The 20,166-nt window shown below is 69.4% G+C and carries 18 protein-coding genes; 9 read left to right on the top strand and 9 right to left on the bottom strand.

Annotation, left to right across the window (positions count from 1 at the left end; all coding sequences use genetic code 11):
- The first annotated feature begins 58 nt into the window (after positions 1-58).
- Together ABT304_RS20485 and ABT304_RS20480 are read left to right on the top strand one after the other, a co-directional pair.
- Positions 59-2,059: an NADPH-dependent 2,4-dienoyl-CoA reductase gene (locus ABT304_RS20485; RefSeq protein WP_350717955.1), complete on the top strand. Its 2,001-nt coding sequence runs from the start codon at positions 59-61 to the stop codon at positions 2,057-2,059.
- Between the two features lie 17 nt (positions 2,060-2,076).
- Positions 2,077-2,496: an HIT family protein gene (locus tag ABT304_RS20480; RefSeq protein ID WP_160025889.1), complete on the top strand. Its 420-nt coding sequence runs from the start codon at positions 2,077-2,079 to the stop codon at positions 2,494-2,496.
- Here ABT304_RS20480 and ABT304_RS20475 read toward each other — a convergent pair whose 3' ends face one another.
- Positions 2,497-3,717 carry a glycoside hydrolase family 1 protein gene (locus ABT304_RS20475; protein ID WP_350717953.1) on the bottom strand — a complete coding sequence of 407 codons (1,221 nt, stop codon included), beginning with the start codon at positions 3,715-3,717 and terminating at the stop codon, positions 2,497-2,499.
- Between the two features lie 45 nt (positions 3,718-3,762).
- Here ABT304_RS20475 and ABT304_RS20470 point away from each other — a divergent pair, with 45 nt between their 5' ends.
- From ABT304_RS20470 to ABT304_RS20460, 3 genes are all read left to right on the top strand, one after another.
- Positions 3,763-4,467, top strand: a complete 705-nt coding sequence (locus ABT304_RS20470) for a pirin family protein (protein ID WP_350717951.1) — start codon at positions 3,763-3,765, stop codon at positions 4,465-4,467.
- Between the two features lie 82 nt (positions 4,468-4,549).
- Complete coding sequence (locus ABT304_RS20465) at positions 4,550-5,080, top strand: NfeD C-terminal domain-containing protein (protein ID WP_160025892.1); 531 nt, start codon at positions 4,550-4,552, stop codon at positions 5,078-5,080.
- Positions 5,081-5,094: 14 nt separating this feature from the next.
- Positions 5,095-6,597, top strand: coding sequence for a flotillin family protein (locus tag ABT304_RS20460; protein WP_160025893.1), 1,503 nt, complete (start codon positions 5,095-5,097; stop codon positions 6,595-6,597).
- A gap of 259 nt (positions 6,598-6,856) precedes the next feature.
- On the opposite strand, the gene ABT304_RS20455 is transcribed toward ABT304_RS20460, so the two are convergent.
- The 3 genes from ABT304_RS20455 to ABT304_RS20445 all read right to left on the bottom strand — a co-directional run bounded on the left by ABT304_RS20455 (position 6,857) and on the right by ABT304_RS20445 (position 12,094).
- Entirely contained in the window at positions 6,857-8,656 is a 1,800-nt protein-coding gene (locus ABT304_RS20455) for a penicillin-binding transpeptidase domain-containing protein (RefSeq protein WP_350717948.1), read from the bottom strand.
- A gap of 196 nt (positions 8,657-8,852) precedes the next feature.
- Positions 8,853-9,875, bottom strand: a complete 1,023-nt coding sequence (locus ABT304_RS20450; protein ID WP_350717947.1) for an SGNH/GDSL hydrolase family protein — start codon at positions 9,873-9,875, stop codon at positions 8,853-8,855.
- Positions 9,876-10,006: 131 nt separating this feature from the next.
- Positions 10,007-12,094 carry an MMPL family transporter gene (locus ABT304_RS20445; RefSeq protein ID WP_350717945.1) on the bottom strand — a complete coding sequence of 696 codons (2,088 nt, stop codon included), beginning with the start codon at positions 12,092-12,094 and terminating at the stop codon, positions 10,007-10,009.
- Between the two features lie 87 nt (positions 12,095-12,181).
- Here ABT304_RS20445 and ABT304_RS20440 point away from each other — a divergent pair, with 87 nt between their 5' ends.
- Together ABT304_RS20440 and ABT304_RS20435 are read left to right on the top strand one after the other, a co-directional pair.
- Positions 12,182-12,502 (top strand): PadR family transcriptional regulator, encoded by a 321-nt coding sequence (locus ABT304_RS20440; protein ID WP_350717943.1) that lies wholly within the window; start codon positions 12,182-12,184, stop codon positions 12,500-12,502.
- 105 nt (positions 12,503-12,607) lie between these two features.
- Positions 12,608-13,246 carry a permease prefix domain 1-containing protein gene (locus ABT304_RS20435; protein WP_350717942.1) on the top strand — a complete coding sequence of 213 codons (639 nt, stop codon included), beginning with the start codon at positions 12,608-12,610 and terminating at the stop codon, positions 13,244-13,246.
- A gap of 117 nt (positions 13,247-13,363) precedes the next feature.
- Here ABT304_RS20435 and ABT304_RS20430 read toward each other — a convergent pair whose 3' ends face one another.
- Genes ABT304_RS20430 through ABT304_RS20415 form a run of 4 tightly spaced genes read right to left on the bottom strand, consistent with a single transcriptional unit; the run spans position 13,364 to position 18,232 of the window.
- On the bottom strand, positions 13,364-15,223 hold the full coding sequence (locus tag ABT304_RS20430) for a DEAD/DEAH box helicase (protein ID WP_350717940.1): 1,860 nt from the start codon (positions 15,221-15,223) through the stop codon (positions 13,364-13,366).
- Positions 15,224-15,282: 59 nt separating this feature from the next.
- Positions 15,283-16,095, bottom strand: a complete 813-nt coding sequence (locus tag ABT304_RS20425; RefSeq protein ID WP_350717938.1) for an MOSC domain-containing protein — start codon at positions 16,093-16,095, stop codon at positions 15,283-15,285.
- A gap of 23 nt (positions 16,096-16,118) precedes the next feature.
- The gene (gene glmS / locus ABT304_RS20420) at positions 16,119-17,942 is read right to left on the bottom strand and encodes a glutamine--fructose-6-phosphate transaminase (isomerizing) (RefSeq protein ID WP_350717936.1); all 1,824 of its coding nucleotides are present in this window, start codon (positions 17,940-17,942) and stop codon (positions 16,119-16,121) included.
- A gap of 26 nt (positions 17,943-17,968) precedes the next feature.
- Complete coding sequence (locus ABT304_RS20415; RefSeq protein WP_160025902.1) at positions 17,969-18,232, bottom strand: hypothetical protein; 264 nt, start codon at positions 18,230-18,232, stop codon at positions 17,969-17,971.
- Positions 18,233-18,445: 213 nt separating this feature from the next.
- On the opposite strand from ABT304_RS20415, the gene ABT304_RS20410 reads away from it, so the two are divergent.
- Together ABT304_RS20410 and ABT304_RS20405 are read left to right on the top strand one after the other, a co-directional pair.
- A complete protein-coding gene (locus ABT304_RS20410) occupies positions 18,446-18,577 on the top strand; it encodes a hypothetical protein (RefSeq protein WP_350717934.1) in 132 nt (43 codons plus the stop codon).
- Positions 18,578-18,765: 188 nt separating this feature from the next.
- A complete protein-coding gene (locus ABT304_RS20405) occupies positions 18,766-19,380 on the top strand; it encodes a YceI family protein (protein WP_350717932.1) in 615 nt (204 codons plus the stop codon).
- A gap of 84 nt (positions 19,381-19,464) precedes the next feature.
- Here ABT304_RS20405 and ABT304_RS20400 read toward each other — a convergent pair whose 3' ends face one another.
- On the bottom strand, positions 19,465-19,965 hold the full coding sequence (locus tag ABT304_RS20400) for a hypothetical protein (protein ID WP_350717930.1): 501 nt from the start codon (positions 19,963-19,965) through the stop codon (positions 19,465-19,467).
- Between the last annotated feature and the right edge of the window lie 201 nt (positions 19,966-20,166).

Here is a 20,166-nt window from a genome sequence, read left to right as displayed (position 1 = left end):
GGCTCACTAGAGGAACCGGCACTGGCCACTTCTTATTACTCGTGAGTAGCATACGGCCATGGCGTACGAATCCCTGCTCTCACCGATCACCATCGGGTCGCTCACGCTGCGCAACCGGGTGGTGATGGGGTCGATGCACACCGGCCTCGAGGACCACGCGTGGGACATCCCGAAGCTGGCGGCCTACTTCGGCGAGCGGGCGCGCGGCGGCACCGGGCTGATCATCACCGGCGGCTACGCCCCGAACAAGCGCGGCTGGCTCAAGCCGTTCGCGAGCGAGATGAGCTCCCGGCTGCACGCCGCCCAGCACCGCCGGGTCACCGGCGCGGTGCACGAGGAGGGCGGCGCGATCGCGATGCAGGTGCTGCACGCGGGTCGCTACGGCTACACGCCGTTCTCGGTCAGCGCCTCGGCCGTCCAGGCGCCGATCAACCCGTTCAAGCCCGCGGCCCTCTCCGACAAGGCCGTGGACGCGACCGTGAACGACTTCGCCAAGAGCATCTCGCTGGCGAAGAAGGCGGGCTACGACGCGGTCGAGATCATGGGGTCGGAGGGCTACCTGATCAACCAGTTCCTCGCCGAGCGGACCAACCAACGCGAGGACCGCTGGGGCGGCACCGCGACCAACCGGATGCGGTTCCCGGTGGAGATCGTGCGGCGCTCGCGCGAGCTGGTCGGTGACGACTTCCCGATCATCTTCCGGCTCTCGATCCTCGACCTGGTCGAGGACGGCCAGACCTGGGAGGAGACGATCGAGCTCGCGTACGCGCTCCAGGACGCCGGCGTCTCGGTCTTCAACACCGGCATCGGCTGGCACGAGGCGCGGGTGCCGACCATCATCACCCAGGTCCCGCGTGGTGCGTGGCTGGACATGACCGCCCGGCTCAAGGCCGAGGTGTCGATCCCGGTCTGCGCCTCCAACCGGATCAACACCCCCGAGCTCGCCGAGTCGGCGATCGCCGACGGCAAGGCCGACCTGGTCTCGATGGCCCGGCCGCTGCTGGCCGACCCCGAGTTCGCCAAGAAGACCGCCGAGGGCCGCACCGACGAGATCAACACCTGCATCGCCTGCAACCAGGCCTGCCTGGACCACGCCTTCTCCAACAAGGCCGCCTCCTGCCTGGTCAACCCGCGCGCGGCGCGCGAGACCACGCTGGTGCTCAGGCCGACCAAGCTCAAGCAGACCGTGGCGGTCGTCGGCGCCGGACCGGCCGGCCTCGCCGCCGCCACCTCGGCTGCCGAGCGCGGCTTCGCGGTGACGCTGTTCGAGAAGTCCTCGCAGGTCGGCGGCCAGTTCCGCCTCGCGATGGCCGTGCCCGGCAAGGAGGACTTCAGGGACACGCTGCGCTACTTCACCCGTCGCCTGGAGGTGCTGGGCGTCGAGGTTCGCCTCGACACCGAGGCCACCACCGCCGACCTGGAGGCCTTCGACCATGTCATCGTCTCCACCGGCGTCACCCCGCGGATCCCGCAGATCGCCGGCTCCGAGGACGACCGGGTCGTGACGTACGCCGATGTGCTCGCCGGCCGGGTCCTCCCGGGCCGCCGCGTCGCGGTCATCGGTGCCGGCGGCATCGGCGTCGATGTGTCCGCCTGGCTGACCCACCAGCCGGAGACCCTCGAGGAGTGGAAGGCCCGTTGGGGTGTCGGTGACCCGGCGACCTTCCGTGGCGGCCTGACCACGCCGGTCCTGGACGCGCCGGCTCGCCAGGTGACCCTGCTGCAGCGCAAGTCCACCCCGATCGGCATCGGCCTCGGCAAGACCTCCGGCTGGGCCCACCGCGCCCACCTGAAGCAGGACGGCGTCAAGCAGGTGCGAGGCGCGACGTACGACAAGATCGAGGCCGGCGACGACTCCCTCACCCTCCACTACGCCGTCGACGGCGAGCCGCTCACGCTCGAGGTCGACCACGTGATCCTCTGCGCCGGCCAGGAGTCGGTGCGCGACCTGTGGACCGAGAAGCCGAACTGGCACCTTATCGGTGGCGCCGACGTCGCCGCCGAGCTCGACGCCAAGCGTGCGATCCAGCAGGGCACCGAGGTCGCCGCGGGCCTGTGACCCGATAGCCTCGGAATATGAGCGATCCCGACTGCCTGTTCTGCAACATCGTCGCGGGCAACATCCCCTCGACGAAGGTCTACGAGGACGAGGAGACGTACGCCTTCACCGACATCGCCCCGGCGGCCGAAGGTCACACGGTGGTGGTGCCGAAGACGCACACCAAGGACGTCCTCGAGGCCGACCCGGCGGTCTTCGCGGCGACCGCGAAGACCGCCCAGGCGGTCGCGAAGCGGGCGGTCGACGTTCTGCAGGCGGACGGGGTCAACGTACTCAACAACTGCGGTCCGGCCGCGTGGCAGACGGTGTTCCACCTGCACTTCCACGTGATCCCGCGCTACACCGACAAGACCAGGGACTCGCTCACGCTCCCCTGGGTGCCGCACCCGGGCGACATGGACGCGATCAAGGCGATCGGCGAGAAGCTCGCCTTCTAGTCAGCCCGTCGGGGCGCCCTCGGCGTGGGCGGCGACCATTTCGGCGTACCACCCGAAGGAGCGTTTGGGCGTACGCACCCCGGCAGCGTCGACGTGCACCAGGCCGTACTTCCCGCCCACGCCGTCCTCCCAGTCCTTGCCGGTGAACGGCGCCTCCCAGCCGTCACGGTCGAGCAGGGTGTAGGCGTAGAAGCCGCGTACGTCGACGCCGCGCTCGATCGCGGCCGAGACCGCCTCCAGGTGGGCCTCGAGGTAGTCGATCCGCGCCTGGTCGTCGACCTCACCGTCGACCAGCGGAGCGTCGTACGCAGCACCGCACTCGGTCACCACGATCGGCGGCATCGCGGCGCGATAGCGGGACCGGGTGATGATCAGCCACTCCCGCAGCGCGGTGGGCACCACGCCCCAGCCGGTGTCGGTGGCGGGATAGCCGACGAGCGGCACCATCCGGAACGGGATGTCGTCGCCCTCGGCGGAGGCGCCGATGCGCTGCGGTGCGAAGAAGTTGACCCCGTAGAAGTCGAGCGGTGAACGGATGACGGCCATGTCGCCCGGCATCGTGACCTCGTCGGCGAGACCGGCGATGTCACGGGGGTAGCGGCCCATCAGCATCGCCTCGAGAGGCACCGCGTTCCAGGCCAGGTCGATGAGCTTGGCCGCGCCGACGTCGGCGGGATCCTCCGAGAGCGGCCAGATCGGCTCGTGGTGGTTGGCACACCCGACCGACTCGACCCCGGCGGCGCGCAGCACCTGCACGCCGCGGCCGTGGGCGAGGAGCAGGTGGTGCATCGCCGCGACGACCCCCCAGCCCGCGCGACGGCCGGGCGCGATCGTGCCGAGCCCGTAGCCGAGGTAGCCGGCCACGTTGGGGTCCTGGACCGGCACCCACTCCGGGATTCGGTCGCCGATCAGGTCCACGACCGTCTCGGCGTAGTCGCCGAACGCGTCGACCGTGGCGCGGTTGAGCCAGCCGCCGTCGGCGGCCAGCGGCTCCGGCAGCTCCCCGGCGTAGAGCGTGGCCGACGGGCGCAGACCTGCCTCGAGCAGCTCGTCGACCAGTCGGTCGTAACGAGCGCGGGCATCGGGATCGAAGACACCGCGCCCACCCGGCTGAAGCTCACGCCAGGAGACCGCGAACCGGTATCCCGGCGCACCGAGACGTTGAAGCAGCGCAACATCCTGCTCGCCCCCCGGCCGGGTGGCGTCTGCAGTGCCGAACACGAAGCCAGTCGGGAACTTGGGAAACGCCACGGCACAATCATGACTGTGACTGCCCAGATCCGCCGAGGAAACGCCCGATTCACGGAACGTCCCCCCGGCCTCCGGCCAGGAAAAATTACCTGGCACACCTACTCATTCGGTTCCCACTACGACCCCGAGCGCGTCGGCTTCGGCCCGATCGTGACCTACGACGAGCACCTGCTGCGCAACGGTGAGGGCTTCGAGACCCATCACCACGCCGGCGTCACCATCGTGACCTGGCCGCTGTCCGGCGAGGTGACCCACACCGACTCGACCGGCGCCACCGGGACCGTCGCCCCCGGCCAGGTCGGCGTCTTCACCACCGGCGACGGGGTCGACCACTCCGAGTTCGCCTCGGCCGCCGGCACCCGGTTCATCCAGGTGTGGATCGCCGGCAGCACCGGCACGCCGGCGTACGCCGTCCACGACGTCGCCGCGGTCGAGGGCGAGTGGACCGAAGCGGTCCGCCTGGGCCAGGGGACACTGCGGGTCGGCCACGTCGGCACCGCCGGCCCTGCCGAGATCACCCTCCCGGAGGCGAGGCTCCGCCATCTCCACGTCGCCTCCGGCGCCCTCCTGCGCAGCGGAATGGCCGAGCCGCTCACCGCCGGCGACGCCTTCGAGGTGACCGCCGGCGACGACCTGCCGCCGGAATTCACGGTCAGTGCGGGCGTACCGACCGAGCTTCTGCTCTGGACCTTCGACCAGGCAGATCAACAGGCCGATTAAAGCGCGGACAGGCAGCATCAGACACGGATAGGGTCCGCCTAAGACTGCTGTTCAGTGTGGAGACTCTGCCGAAGGATCTGGTGTGACGACGTTCCTGATCATCGGAGCCGTCGGGCTGGGCCTCCTCCTGGTGTCGCTGGTGATCGGTGACCTCCTCGACGGCTTCCTCGGCGGCCTGCTGGACTGGCTGGCGAGTGACTCCTACTCCACCGCCGCGCTGGCCGGGTTCGTGTCGGCGTTCGGGTTCGGCGGTGCCATCGCCCACGGGCCGCTGGACCTCGGCCTGCTGCCGTCCATCCTGATCGGCTCCGTCGTCGGAGCGCTCTTCGCCTGGTTCACGTTGTGGCTGACTCGCCTGCTGAAGGAGGACCAGACCGACGCGGCACCCTCGGGGGAGGCCGCCGTCGGCCTGGACGCTGCCGTGATCACCACGATCCCGGCGGACGGGTTCGGCGTGGTGCGGGTCGCCCTCGGGGGCCACACGGTGACCTACAACGCCAAGGCGCCCGACTCCGATGAGGCGATCACGCCCGGCACCGCCGTGCACGTGACCGGAGTCCTCTCACCGACGGCAGTCACCGTCGCGCCGACGTGGCGCGAGATCACCTCCTGACTGAAGGAATCCTCATGGAACTGCTGGTGCCGATCGCCGGCCTTGTCGTACTTCTCATCCTGCTTCTGCTGCTGGTCACCAGCCGCTACAAGGTCGCCGGTCCCAACCAGGCCTTCATCGTCACCGGCCGCAAGGGCAAGGCGGTGCTCAACCCCGAGACCGGTCAGCTCACCACCGACCTGTCGGGCCAGAAGGTCGTGCTCGGCGGCGGCGTCTTCGTGGTGCCGTTCGTCCAGAAGCTGGCCACGATGGACCTCTCCTCGCGCCGGATCTCGGTCCAGATCCGCGGTGCGGTCTCCGGGCAGGGCATCAAGCTCAACCTCGAGGGCGTCGCGATCGTGAAGGTGGGCGGCAACGCCGACCAGATCCGGCTGTCCGCGCAGCGCTTCCTCTCCCAGCAGGAGGAGATCGAGCCCTTCACGCAGGAGGTGCTCGCGGGCGCGCTGCGTTCGATCGTCGGCGGTCTGACCGTCGAGCAGATCATCCGTGACCGGGCCGCGTTCGCGCAGCGGGTCGCCGACGAGTCCGAGTCGTCGCTCACCGGCCAGGGCCTGATCCTCGACACCTTCCAGATCCAGGACGTCACCGACGACGGCTCCTACCTGACGAACCTGGGTCGCCCCGAGGCTGCCCGCATCACCCAGGCCGCCTCGATCGCCGAGGCCGAGGCCCGTCGCGCCGCCGAGCAGGCCCGGATCAAGGCCGAGGAGGAGATCGCGATCGCCCAGCGCGCGCTCGCGCTCAAGCAGGCCGAGATCAAGGCGGAGACCGACGCGGCCGCCGCCAACGCCGCCGCCTCCGGCCCGCTCGCCCAGGCCGACCGCGACCAGGCCATCCTCACCGAGCAGGAGAAGGTCGCCGTACGCCAGGCGGCGCTGACCGAGCGCCAGCTGGAGACGCAGGTGCGCAAGCCCGCCGACGCCGAGCGCTACCGCGTCGAGCAGGAGGCGGAGGGTCGCCGCAGCTCGGAGATCGCCGCCGCGGAGGCCCGCAAGGCAGCCACCATCGCCGCGGCCGAGGCCGACGCCGAGCAGGCCCGACTCTCCGGCGAGGCCGAGAAGGCCCGCCGTGCCGCTCTGGCCGAGGCCGAGGCCATCGAGGGCGCCCGGCGCGGTGACGCGCAGAAGTCGCTGCGTCTGGCCGGCGCCGAGGCCACCCGGGCCGAGGGTGAGGCAAGCGCTGCCGCCACCCTGGCCGTCGGTCACGCCGAGGCCGAGGCGATGGAGAAGCGCGCCGCGGCGTTCGCGTCCTACAACGACGCCGCCGTGCTGCAGATGCTCATCGAGGTACTGCCCCAGGTCGCCAGGGAGGTCGCCGCACCGATCAGCGCCATCGACAACCTCACGGTGCTCTCCACCGAGGGGGCCGGTGCCATTCCGAAGCAGGTCAACGACAACGTCATCCAGACCCTCAACATGCTCAAGACCACGACCGGCGTCGACCTCGGCGCGATGCTCCGCAAGGCCGCCGACTCGACCCCGGCGAACGGCACCGTGGAGATCCCGGCCGGGCAGTGACCGATCCACACATTGCTAACACCCGGTCACATATCCGGTAGAAAACCGACATAGACGTGACAGCCAGGAACAAGTCTGGTTATGTATCCACGTCGACGTAGGGAGGGAGCACTCCAAACCTCGACCGGGCCTCGCGGCCGAAAGGCCGCCAGGCTCGCCCCTCGAGCTTCTCTACTGTTCCCCCCGTCGGTAGAGAAACATCGAGGGAAATCGAATGTGGCCCGGCCTCACGGCCGGGCCACATCCTATTTGGCGGTCCTCAGCGCTCGTTGGCCATCCGCAGGAACGCCTCGAGGAGCGGCCCGGAGGTGGCAGCACCGTTCTCGCCCTCGTCGACGTAGACGGCCACGGCCAGGTCGCCCTGCGCCGCGATCATCCAGGTGTGGGTGAGGCGCTTGCCGTTGCGGTCGAACTCCGCCGTTCCCGTCTTCGCGATCACCGGCTTGCCCGGTACGTCGCGCAGCCCGCTGCCGGTGCCGTCGGTGACCACACCCCGGAAGATCGTACGCAGCTGCTCGGCCTCGTCGGCGGCGAGCGGCTCGACACCCGACGGCTTGGCGACCTGGCCCTCGACGAGGGTCGGGACCACGGTGTGACCGGCCTGGATCGAGCCGATGACAGTGGCCATCACGAGCGGCGAGGCGAGCACCTTGCCCTGTCCGATCAGGTCGGCGGCGTGCTCGGTCTCGCCCGCCGGCTCGGGGATCTGGCCGAAGTAGGAGGTGAAGCCGGCGTCACGGTCGATGCCGAAGCCCAGCGAGGCTGCGGCGGAGGCGATCTCGGCGTGGCCGACCTCGCCGGCGACGCCGACCATGGCGGTGTTGCAGGACTCGGCGACAGCGTGGGCGAGGGTGATCTCGCCGAGGGCCGACTTCGGGTACCAGGAGTCGTTCTTGAAGGTCTTGCCGTCGACGGTGGTCTTCGCCGGGCACTCGACCTGGCTCGTGGCGTTGAGACCCTTGCGCAGCAGGGCCAGCGTGGTCGCGGCCTTGAAGGTCGAGCCCGGAGCCGCCTGGCCGTAGGTGGCCAGGTTCATCTTGTTGTCCGCGCCGTTGGCGGCGACCAGCACGGCACCGTCGCTGGGCCGGATCGCTACCAGGGCGCTCTCGGGCTCGACGCGCTTCAGGATCTTCTCGGCGCCCTTCTGCAGCCGCTCGTCGAGGGTGACGGTGAGCGACTTCCCGTCGATCGGGTCGGTGCTGTAGAGCCGCTTGAGCACCTCGCCCTCGTCTCCGAGCACCGCGACCTGGAGCCCGGGCTTCCCGCGCAGCTGCTCGTCGTAGCGCGCCTGCAGGCCGGAGAGACCGGCGAGATCACCCGGGAGGTAGGTCCCGGGCTTCTTCTTCATCATCTCCGCCGTGACCTCACCGACGATGCCGACGACCGGCGAGGCGAACTCCTTGGTCGGGCCGAGCGGGAGGGTTCGGTTGAGCATCGCCGCGCCCTTGATCTTGGCGATCTTCGCGGCTTTGGCCTTCGTCATCATCGGCTTGCGGATCGAGAGCGCCTCGACGAACGCCTTGTCACCGGCCGCCTTGACGCGCTTGGCGTAGCGCTTCGGGTTGATGCCGACGATCGCGGCGATGTCGCGGGCGGCCGCGGGAGCCGCCACCGGGTCGATCAGGGTCTTGTCGATGCCAACCGTGACAACCGGTCGATCCGCGACCAGGGTCGCTCCGGACGTACTCAGGATCTCGCCGCGCTGCTGCTGGACGGTCTCGACGTGGAGGCTGCGTCCTTCGGCGAGCGTCGGGGCGACGACCGTCGGCTCCCAGACGAACTCCCACTTCTCGTCGGTCTTGCGGAGCTCGACCTCAGACTCGTAGGTCCATCGGCCGCCCGGCAGTCCCCACGCCCAGGTGAGCGTCGACTTCGCGCTGTCGGTGCCGTGCCCGGAGAAGACCGGCTTGGTCGCGGACACGTCGGGCGCGCCCAGCTTCCCGAACAGGTTGCCGGTCAGATTGCTGTAGTCGGTCGCGACGGCGGCGGGATCGGTCTTCGCCACGAAGTCGACCTTCGTGAAGGTGCCGGTCTCCAGCGCCGTGGTCAGGGTCGACATGCTCGGACCCGGTTCCTTGGCCCCACCACATGCGGCAAGCAGCGGTAAGGCAACAGCAAGGGCCGCTATGCCCCGGGAGACTCGCATGGAACGGTTCTATCAGCCCTGCCCCCAAGATTGGGTTACACCCGTCCAACGCGGAGGTTGTGAAGCCGAGCGCGCCTGGTGGACACGCCCGGCTTCACCACCACCTGGATCAGTGCGTCGCAAGCCAGGCGTCCAGGTCGACGCCGCGCTGGTCGGCGAGCTTCTCCAGACGCTCACGGGTCGGCGGCTGGAACACCTTCGGCTCGATGTGGCGGTCCAGAGCGGCGTACTTCCTCTGCTTGGCGGCCTGCGCGGGACCGGTCGCCTCGGCCGCGGCGACCACGGCGGGGCTCGCGGTGACCGCGGCGCCGGTGAGCGGCGAGCTCACCAGGGGGGTGTAGCCGTCACGATGGCCGGCGGCGTTGGCGTGGTAGGACTCCTCGATCGGGTTGGAGAGCCCGTTGATCCACTCGACGTCGTCGCAGACCGCGTGTCCGGTGAACCGGCTGATCGGGTTGACGTAGCTGAACCCGGCGGCACTCGCCCGCGAGGCCGTGGTGTTGTTGAGAAGCACCGCGGTGTCGTTGAGGATCGCCTCGTCCTGCGGGCTGAACCAGGTGAGCGCGTTGCAGTCCTCGCCCATGAACAGCTTCGGATAGCCCACGACCACCACCTTCGCGCTGGGCGCTGCCGACCGGATCCTCGAGTAGAGCGTCCCGAGGCTGGCCGGGAGCGTGTTGCGGATGTAGTTCTGCGCGCCCGCGACCGCTCCCGCGCAGTCGCTCGCCCAGGCGGGGAGAGCGCACTCGGTGATCACGTCGGCGAAGCCGGCGTCGTTGCCACCGACGGAGATGGTCACGTACCGGGTGGAGCTGGACAGCGCGCTGAGCTGGCTGCTCGTGACGTCGGCGACGACCGCACCCGAGCACGCGCGGAAGTTGAGGCTGTAGCCCTTCGCCGCGGCGACCAGGCTCGGGTACGCCAGGGTCGACCGCATGCAGTTGCTGCCGTCGTTGATGTAGCTGCGGGTGCCGACTCCGGATGAGTAGGAGTCACCGAGCGCGACGTAAGGCTCCCCGGCCGCATTGGCCGGGGAGCCTGGGGCGACGGCGAGGCCGGCGCCGAGAAGGGCGATGGAGGTGAGGGAGACCGCGAGGCGGACTTTGGACAGGCGGAAGGTCGAACCGTTCATGGCAACTCCCGAAAGCCAGGGACCGCTTGGGGTTGCGGTCCTTCCCTTCGGTTGTACGCGCCCTTACGGCCGCCCGCAGGAAATTTGTTGCACGTCCAAGTAACTGTCCGGAACCCGCTTACCCAGGTTCATCAGACGTTCTGCAGACGCGGCAGGAGCCGATCGAGCCACTTCGGCAGCCACCAGGCGCGGGCGCCGAGCAGCCGCATCACCGCCGGCACGATGAGGCATCGCACCACGACCGCGTCGAGCAGCACCGCCACCGCCATCACGAAGCCCATCTCCTGCAGCATCCGGTCCGGGCTGAACCAGAAGGCCCCGAAGACCACGACCATGATCGCGGCCGCCGCGGTGATGACGCCGCCGGTGTGCGCCAGCCCCTCGCGGACCGCCTCCTGAGCATCGCCGCTGCGCAGCCACTCCTCGCGCATCCGCGAGATCAGGAAGACCTCGTAGTCCATCGAGAGCCCGAAGACGATCGCGAAGGTCATCACCGGCAGGAACGCCTCGATCGGACCTGGCTCGACCCCCAGCAGCCCCTCCTGGAAGACGTACGTCATCGCGCCCATCGAGGCGCCGATCGAGAGGACGTTGAGGATGGCCGCCTTGATCGCGACCGCCACGGACCGGAAGACGCACATCAGCAGCAGCGCGGAGAGCCCGACGACGAGCCCGATGAAGAGCGGCAGCTTCTCTCCGACCGCGTCGGAGTAGTCGATCAGCGCCGCGGTCGATCCGCCGACGAGGACGTCGTCGCCGAGATCCTCCCGGAGATCCTTGACCAGCTCGGTGGTCTCGGCGTCCTGCGGGCCCGTCTCCGGGAAGGCGATGGAGGTGTACACCGCACCGTCGGCGGACGGCTGCGGCGGGGTCACGGAGGCCACGCCTTCGTACCCCGTGACTTCCTCGTACGCAGCGACCGCCTGCTCCTGGGAGCCTTCGGTCATGATGACGAGCGGGCCGTTGGCACCGGGGCCGAACTTGTCGCTGACCAGGTCGTACGCCTTCTGCGTGGTCGAAGAGGGGTCGTCGTTGCCGGCGTCGGCGAAGCCGAGCTGGAGGCTGAGGACCGGGGTGGCCAGCGCGCCGAGAGCGACCAGGGAGACGATCAGCGCGGCCCACGGGTGCCGCTGGACGCCGGAGGCCCAGGCGCGCCAGCGCTGGCCGGGCTCACGCCGCGACCGGGCGGCGTGCTTGCGTACGGACTTCTCCAGGCGCTTGCCGAACAGCGTCAGCAGCGACGGCAGCAGGGTGACCGCGGCGATCATGGTCATCAGGACGGTGAGGGCGACGCCGAGCACGACCCCCTGGATCGAGGTCAGCTGCAGCACATAGAGGCCGCAGAGCGCGAGGATCACGCTGACGCCGGCGAAGAGGACCGAGCGGCCGGCCGTGTCGATCGCGGTCGCCGTGGCGTGCTCGCGGGTGGCGCCGCCGAGCAGCTCGCTGCGGTAGCGCGAGAAGACCAGCAGCGCGTAGTCGATGCCCACGCCGAGCCCGACGATCATCAGCATCGGCGCGGTGTAGTCCGGGATCGTGGTCAGGTGCGAGAGCAGCGTGACCACGCCGAAGGTCGTACCGACCGCGAAGATCGCGGTGATCAGCGGCAGGCTCGCCGCCAGGAACGAGCCGAACATGAACAGCATGATCACCAGCGCGGCGAGCATGCCCATCCCCTCGGAGCTGCCGCCCTCGCCCTCGTTCACCTCGCGCATCGAGTCGCCGGCCATCTCGACCTGGAGGTCGTCGGTCGACGTCTCGTCCGCCAGCTCGAGGAACGGCTCATAGGCGCTCACCGGGAGCTCGCCGGCCTCGGCGTCCATCACCACGGTGACCAGCGCGGTCGTACCGTCCTCGCTCACCGACCCGCGCTGCGGGTCCGCCGCTTCGACGGTCTCGACGTGCGGGACCTCGGCGAGGTCGGCAAGCAGCTGGTCCACGGCCTGCTGGTCGGTGTTCCAGCCGCGCTCGTCGTGGATGACCGCACGCACCTGGTCACCGGTCGACCCGCCGTGCTCGGCCTGGAGGTCGGCCATCTCCTGCGACTGGGTGCCAGGGATGTCGAAGGAGTTGCGGTAGTCGTCGCCAATGCTCTGCGCCGCCGCCGTCACACCCACCAGGACGACCACCCACAGCAGCAGCGCGGTCCAGTGATGGCGTTGGGAGAAAGACGCGAGCCGCCGCAGCGGACTGGGTCTCGTGATCGTCTGTGTGGTCATCATGTCTCCTGTCGTGTCTCGCCTGGCTATAGGTAGCCTGGCAACATGTATGAAGACAATGTACGACGGACTGTGTAGGCTGTCTACATGAAAGCCGACGCCCTCCGTGGCCACCTCGACTCGCTGATCCTGGCCGTCGTCGAGACACAGCCCCTCCACGGCTACGCGATCATCGAGGCCCTGAGCGCCCGCAGCGGCGGCGAGCTCGACCTCCCCACCGGCACCATCTACCCCGCTCTGCGCCGGCTGGAGAAGGCCGGCTACCTCGACAGCTCCTGGTCCGAGGTCGGCGGCCGCAAACGTCGCACCTACGAGCTCTCCTCCGCCGGCCGCAGCGCCCTCGCCGCCCACCGTCAGGAGTGGCGTACCTTCGCCAAAGTCGTCTCCGGCGTACTCGGCGAAGCCTGACCCCAGCCGAGACGGCACTTCCGTCGGCCGAGACGGCACTTCTGGCGAGTCATTCAGGGAGTTCCCTGATGTGCGAGACAGCGCCGAGGACGGAGGATTGACCGCATGAGCGCCGTCGACGTCTACCTTGCGGACCTGCGCGCCGCGATCCCCGGACCGAGCTGGACCCGGCGCGACCTCCTGCGCGAGGCCGGCGACCACCTCGAGGACGCGACCGATGCCTACACCGCCGCGGGCTACACACCCACCGAGGCCGAGGCGCTCGCCCTGCGCGACTTCGGCTCGGTCGACGACGTCGCCCCCGGCTTCCGCGACACCGTCGCGATCGGCGCCGCCCGACGTACGGCCATCCTGCTCGTCCTCGTCATGCTCCCCCAGGCCTTCCTGTGGGACGGCGGGATCGAGCTCGGCGCGAGCGCCCACTCAGCCGCTCCGGACAGCGGCCTCTTCCACGTCCTCGACATCGTCATCGGGTACGTCGGCACAGCAGGTGCCCTCGGCGCCCTGGTCGCCCTGGCGGTGACCGCGATCGGTCAGCGTTGGCTCCGGGTCGGGCGCCGTACGGCCCGACTGACCGCCGCCTGGTCCCTGGCCACGGCCATGATCGTGCCGATCATCGGCTTCACCATGCTGATCCTGACCGGCGGCCTCACCGTGTTCTTGGCCCTCAGCGCCCTGGCCCTGATGGCCGCACCGTTCGCCCTGGTCGCCCTCTCGGCCCAGCGCACCCTCGCCGCCTGCTGATCCTCGCCGAGACGTCGGCTACGTCGGCCGAGAAGTCACGTACGCCGGTCGAGGCGTCACGATGGTGACGTCTCGACCGGCGCGAGTGACGTCTCGGCGGGTTCGGGTCAGCTCAGGTCAGTCGAACTTGCGCTTCTGGCGCGGCTTGCGGGGGCGGTCGCCGAAGTCGGAGCTGCCCGGTCGGCCGCCCTTGTCGAAGCGACCACCGGAACGGCGCACGGGGCCGCCGCCGGAGTCCTCGGAGAGCTCGATGAGCTTGCCGGAGATGCGGGTCGACTCGAGGGCCTTCCAGGTCTCGGGAGCCAGGTCCGCGGGGAGCTCGACGAGCGAGAAGTCGTTGCGGATGGAGATGTTGCCGAAGTCAGCGCGGCGCAGGCCACCCTCGTTGGCGATGGCGCCGACGATCTGGCGCGGCTCGACGCGGTGGCGCTTGCCGACCTGGATCTTGTAGGTGGCCAGCGGCTGCCCGGTGTGGCGCGACGTACCGGTCTCGCGGCGGGGGCCACGGTCGCTGCCGCGGTCGTCGCGGTCGCGACGTCCGCGCCGGTCCTCGTAGGCGGGCTTCTCGGGCTCGGGGTCGAGGAGCAGCGGCTCCTCGCCGTGGAGCACCGCGGCCAGAGCGGCCGCGACGTCGACCTCGGGAACGTCGTGCTCCTCGACGTAGTGACGCACCACGTCGCGGAAGAACTCGATGCGCTCGCCCTCCTGCAGCGCGGCGGTGATGCCGTCGTCGAAGCGGGAGAGGCGGGTCGCGTTGACCTCGTCGACCGAGGGCAGCTGCATCTGGGCAGGCGAAGCCTTGGTGTGCTTCTCGATCGCGCGCAGCAGCCACCGCTCACGCGGGGTGACGAACGAGATCGCGTCGCCGGTGCGGCCGGCGCGGCCGGTGCGGCCGATGCGGTGGACGTACGCCTCGACATCGGTCGGCAGGTCGTAGTTGACGACGTGCGAGATCCGCTCGACATCGAGACCGCGAGCCGCGACGTCGGTCGCGACCAGGATGTCCAGGGAGCCGTCCTTGAGCTGGTTGACGGTCTTCTCGCGCTGGGCCTGGGCGATGTCGCCGTTGATCGCGGTCGCGGCGAAGCCACGCGCGCGCAGCTTCTCGGCCAGCGACTCGGTCTCGGACTTGGTGCGGGTGAAGACGATCATGCCCTCGAAGTTCTCGACCTCGAGGATGCGGGTGAGCGCGTCGACCTTCTGGGGGTAGGACACCATCAGGTAGCGCTGGGTGATGTTGGTGGCGGTCTGGGTCTTCGCCTTGACCGAGATCTCCTTCGCGTCGCGAAGGTACTTCTTCGACAGCCGGCGGATCTGCGCGGGCATCGTCGCCGAGAAGAGCGCGACCTGCTTGTCCTCGGGGGTGTCGGCGAGGATGGTCTCGACGTCCTCCGCGAAGCCCATGTTGAGCATCTCGTCGGCCTCGTCGAGCACCAGGAAGCGCAGCTGGGAGAGGTCGAGCGTGCCCTTCTCCAGGTGGTCCATGATCCGGCCCGGGGTGCCGACGACGACGTGGACGCCACGACGCAGCGCGGTCAGCTGCGGGCCGTAGCCCTGGCCGCCGTAGACCGGCAGGATGCGTACGCCGTCGAGGTTGGACGCGTAACGCTCGAACGCCTCGCACACCTGGAGGGCCAGCTCGCGCGTCGGCGCGAGCACCAGCGCCTGGGGCGCGTTCTGGTAGACGTCGAGGTTCGAGAGCACCGGCAGCGCGAACGCGGCGGTCTTACCGGTGCCGGTCTGCGCGAGACCGACGACGTCGCGGCCCTCGAGCAGCGACGGGATGGTCGCCGCCTGGATCGCCGAAGGCGTCTCGTAACCGAGCGCCTTCACGGCCTCGAGGACGCCGGCGGAGAGGCCGAGTGAGTCGAACGTCGGACCCTGCTCAGCCTCCACGCTGGACCCACCGCTGGGCGCACTCGGCTCCTCGGGCGCGGTAGTGGTGGATACGGCAGATTCAGGGTCGGTGCTCACCATCCAACGGTAGGCCCTTATAGCACGATCTCGGCATTCCTCGGCGCGGTGGCCCCCGTCACTCAGGAGACGATGACCTCGTCGCCGACCGCGATCTCGCCGGGATGGGCGACGGCGAGATGCACCGCCGCCCAGACCTTGCCGTCCCAGCGGCGGTGCTTGGCGAGAGCCCGGAGCGGGTCCTTGCCCGACTCCAGCGTGTCGGCGTCGATGGTCGTCATCACGCACCGGTCGATCGGGGCCGCGACCCGGAACCGAGCGCCACCGATCGCGACCTCCCGCCAGCCGTCCTCGGCGAACGCCTCCGGGGCGCCCTCGATCAGCAGGTTGGCACGGAAGCGCTGCGCGGGGACGTCGCCCTCGGCCCACGCGTCGACCTGGTCGGCCGAGGCGTCGGTGAGCAGCGACACCGGCGAGGAGTCGTGGAACGCGGCGAACTCACCTGGCCGATACTTATCCGGGTTCATCGCTCGTTTCGTCGGGTCGGCACACCACATCAGCCTCAGGTCGTCGCGGCCGAGCGCCTTCCTCAGCCACGCGTCGGCAGGCTCCCCGACGGCCTGCGCGGTGAGCGACTTCGAAAAGAAACGTACGCCGACGGCCGGCGCCTCCCGTTCGGGCACCGCCACCTCCAGCGAGTCCATCTCGGGAGCGTTGAGCAGCAGGTCCACGCCCGCCGGCCCGCCGGTCGACGGCGTGTCCGCCACGACCGTGAACAGCTCCCTCACCTCACGAGCCGTCACCAGCTTGCCGCTGCCGTCGACGACCAGCCACTCGCGGTCGCCCACGATCCCGGCCCTGCCGACGTACGCCTCCTCGACCGGGCGGATCGCCGTCGACTTCACCGGATGGATGTTGATCCCTGCGAGGCGCATGGTGCCCATTGAAGCGGACACCGCTACTCGACCGTGACCGATTTAGCGAGGTTCCGGGGCTTGTCGACGTCATGGCCGAGGGCCTTGGCGGCGTGGAAGGCGATCAGCTGGAGCGGGATCGTCAGCAGGATGGGATCGAGCTCGACCTCGTTCTTCGGTACGTCCACGCGCAGCGCGTCGAGCTCGCCGAGGTCGACGTCGGGGTGGGTGACGACGACCAGCGGCCCGCGGCGGGCGCTGATCTCGTGCAGGGCCGCGACGTTGCGGTCGGTCAGCTCGTCCTGCGGCACGATCGCCACGGTCGGAACTGACTCCGAGATCAGCGCGAGCGGACCGTGCTTGAGCTCGGAGGTCTGATAGGCCTCGGCATGCCGGTAGGAGATCTCCTTCAGCTTCTGGGCGCCCTCGCGGGCGACCGGATAGCCGCGTACGCGACCGACGAAGAACATCGACTCGGCCTCGGCCAGCCGGGCCGCCACCTCCTCGAGGTGGGACTCGCTCTTGAGGATCTCCTCGATCTGGGTCGGCAGCGCCTGCAGGCCGGCGATGAGCCGCTTCCCGTCGGCGATCGAGAGGTCACGTACGCGGCCCAGCTGGAGCGCCAGCAGCGAGAACGCGACGAACATGTTGGTGAGCGCCTTGGTCGAGGCGACCGCGATCTCCGGGCCGGCGTGCAGGTAGATGCCGCCGTCGACTGCGCGCGCGATCGCCGAGCCGACGACGTTGACGACACCGAGCACGCGCCCGCCCTTGCGCTTGATCTCCTGCACGGCGAGCAGCGTGTCGATCGTCTCGCCGGACTGGGACACGGCGACGTAGAGGGTGTCGGGCTCGATGATCGGGTTCCGGTAGCGGAACTCAGAGGCCGCCTCTGCGTCGGCGGGGACGCGGGCGAGCTCCTCGATCAGCCCGGCGCCCATCTGGCCGACGTAGTAGGCCGAGCCGCAGCCGAGGATCTTCACCCGGCGGATCGCGCGCAGCTCGCGCGGATCGAGGTTGAGCCCACCGAGATGCGCCGTGCCGAACCGCTCGTCGAGCCGGCCACGGAGCGCCCGCTCGACCGAGGACGGCTGCTCCAGGATCTCGGTGAACATCCGCGGCTCGTCGGCGAGCTCGCCGTACTCGTACGCCGACGGATCCACATCGACCTCGCGAGCCGTGGTGGTGGTCGTGGTCAGGTCCTGGCGGAAGGTGGTGAACCCGGTCGCGGTGATGGTCGCGAGCTCGCCGTCGTCGAGGTGGGCGACAGTGGTGGTGTGGCGTACGACCGCGGCCAGGTCCGAGGCGACGTACATCTCTCCGTCACCGACGCCGACGATCAGCGGCGAGCCGTTGCGGGCGACGACCATGCGGTCCGGGAAGTCGGCGTGCACGACGGCCAGGCCCCAGGTGCCCTCGACCTGGGAGAGCGCGTCGACGACCTTGGCCTCCAGAGTGTCAGCGGTCGACGCTCCGACGAGGTGGGCGAAGACCTCGGTGTCGGTGTCGCTGACCAGTTCGACGCCCGCCTCGGTGAGCCGCTCCCGCAGCGAGGCGGCGTTGTCGACGATCCCGTTGTGGACGACCGCCACCCGACCATCGGCGGAGACGTGCGGGTGGGCGTTGGTGTCGTTGGCCGGGCCATGGGTGGCCCACCGGGTGTGGCCGATGCCGACCTTGCCGGAGAACCGCTTCGGCAGGGCGTCGACCAGATCGCGTACGCGGCCGGCCTTCTTCACCACCTGCAGCCTGCTGCCCAGCACCGCGACGCCCGCCGAGTCATAGCCGCGGTGCTCCAGCCGGGCCAGCCCCTCGGTGAGCAGGCCGGCGGCCTGCTGGGGTCCGATGTAGCCGACGATTCCGCACATGTGTCCCGTCCAATCCATTCGTCGTTCTATCCGTAGATGAGCCGTCGCAGCTGCCGTTCGGTCAGCTGCGGCGCGGCAACGACCCGCGCCCGAAGCTCCTCGGAGAGCTGCGCGAAGATCGCGTCGTTCTTCGCGCCGTAGGTCTTCAGCTGTGCATGCCGGCGGCGTACGTAGGCCTCGACCGGTTCGTCGAAGTACGCCACCACGTCCTCGATCACGCGCGCCGCCTCTGCGGGCCGGAGCCCGGTGGTGGCGACCAGGTGGTCGATCAGCGCTTGCTCGGCCTTCACTCCACCAACTGTGAGCCACCCACGGGACAAGGTTCAAATTTCTGCCCGATTTCGGGCAGAACTTGCCCTTTCGGCCCAAGTGGGGCGGCACACACCGCATCGCACCTTTCGGTGTCTCGAAGTGGAGCGCCGCACGCCATCTGGGCGACTGCTTGGACATCGGAGTGGGGGTGCGGTACCTTAGGTGAACACAAGGTGAACAGGAGGTGTCTGATGAACGGAAATAAAGTGACTGGCAAGCTCGAGCTCCGCTGGCTCCCCGTCGTCGACCGCCGCGGCCGTAAGCACATGGAGGCCCGCTGGGTCGAAGTCAGTGCGCCCGCGACCGCTCGTCACGCTGCCTGACAACCGCTCAACGCTCTCGAGGCCCGCTCCCGACAGGGAAGCGGGCCTCGTGCGTTTAGGGATAGCGTTGTCACTGCAACCAATTTTCCCCCGTCGTCAGGAAAGGCCACGCGAGCGGGAACATTGGGAGAGATTCCCCCGTTATGATGCTTGCAGTTTCAACCAATTCTTCCAGGAGCACATTCGCTATGGGCATTTTCAGCAAGAAGGACACGGCACCCGCCGAGACCGAGTTCGACACCCCGACCGCCGCCATCGAGGACATCGCGGGTGACTACACCCTCGACGTCGCCCACACCCGCCTTGGCTTCTCGGCTCGTCACGCGATGGTGACCACCGTCCGTGGCTCGTTCAAGGAGTTCGAGGGCACCGCGACGATCGACACCGCCGAGCCGGCCAAGTCCAAGGTCTCGCTGACGATCAAGGCTGCCTCCGTCGACACCGGCAACGCCGACCGCGACGGCCACCTGCTCTCGGGCGACTTCTTCGAGAACGAGGCCCACCCCAACATCACCTTCGAGTCGACCGAGGTCGAGTTCGACGGCGAGACCTGGAACATCACCGGCGACCTGACCATCAAGGGCGTCACCAAGTCGGTCACCGTTCCGTTCGAGCAGACCGGCTCCGCCAAGGACCCGTTCGGCAACACCCGCGTCGGCTTCGAGGGTGCCGTCGCGATCAACCGCACCGACTGGGGCCTCTCCTTCAACGCGGCCCTCGAGACCGGCGGCGTCCTCGTCTCCGAGAAGATCAAGCTCGAGTTCGACATCTCCGCGATCAAGACCGCGGACGACGCGGCCTGATCCTGAGGTCGATCTGACCCACGAATGCGTCGGGGCCACCGGGAGATCTCCCGGTGGCCCCGACGCATGTCATCCGCGGATCGCTCAGGGCGCGTCCTGGACGTAGTAGTGCTTCTCCGCCCCGACCCGACCGGTGCCGACGACGTCCACGGACGAGGAGTCACCGGTCGCTCCTCCGGCGAAGCCGACCTGGTCCGTGCCGAGATCGACACCGCGACCGTCGCCCAGCGGCGAGCCGGTGTCATCGTCATGGTGGACGACCCCACCACCGGCGGAGTTGTCGACGGGAGACGTGACGGGAGACTCGAGGTGCGCGCGACCGCTGACCACGACCGTCGTCCCATCGGTCGTCACGGTCACCGCCGCGTCGCTTCCGGCTGCCGCTCCCGAGACAGTCACCGGACCCGCGGGTCCGCGATCCGGAGCCTTGATCGGTTGCTGGGCCGCCGAGGCCGCCCGGCTGTCTGACTGCTCAACTGACTGCGAGTCGGCGTAGGTGACCGCGGCACCGGCGACCAGCAGGCCACCTGCCACAAGGGTCACCGCCACCGATCGCCGAAGCCCCCGGAGGACCTTCGAGTTCATCGCGTTCTCCTGACGTGTTCGGGTGTTGAGGGAATGCGGGACCCCGTCAGCGCCTGCACCCGGCGCCCGAGCGCACGGGGATCGCGGCTGACGCGGACGGGGTCCCGCCGAGCAGGGCGAGCGAGGTCCTGGTCACGCTCATAGCCCCACCCATCGGACCGGACGGATCGGCAGTCTGAGACGACTGGCCAGCTTCACGCC

Source organism: Nocardioides sp. NPDC000445, assembly GCF_040300245.1.
In the GTDB taxonomy this organism is placed as follows: Bacteria; Actinomycetota; Actinomycetes; order Propionibacteriales; family Nocardioidaceae; genus Nocardioides.
Note: the sequence above shows the minus strand (reverse complement) of the source record. Positions and strands in the feature narration are given on the sequence as shown.